This is a genomic window from Sphingobium sp. D43FB, assembly GCF_002312805.1.
In the GTDB taxonomy this organism is placed as follows: domain Bacteria; phylum Pseudomonadota; class Alphaproteobacteria; order Sphingomonadales; family Sphingomonadaceae; genus Sphingobium.
Map to the genome: position 1 here is coordinate 1 of NZ_NMUA01000300.1, position 284 is coordinate 284.

Annotated in this window: 1 pseudogene; it reads right to left on the bottom strand. The window is 63.0% G+C overall.

The features are described 5' to 3' along the window. A pseudogene (locus SxD43FB_RS25770) lies at positions 1 to 284 on the bottom strand (IS630 family transposase); the annotation flags it as partial.

Genomic DNA, 284 nt, shown 5'->3' on the forward strand with positions numbered 1-284 from the left:
CATCAGCAGCACGCCGTGGGCACCTGGTTCGATAGCGAGCGATATCTCCGCCAGGTGCAGCGACATGGTCTGGGTATTACAGAAGGGCAGGACCAAGCCAGCGCCCTTGCCAAGCTCAGGGCAGATAACGCCGGGCCGAAGGCGGGCGTAGCCCAACATGTAGGCTGATTTGGTCCTCTGATCCTTGGGCGCTGAAGGCCGGGTGCCGCGCCTGGCCCAGCGGCGGGTGATCTTGTTTTTCTGGCCGATACGGGCCTCGTCCTGGAACCATACCTCTATGGGCG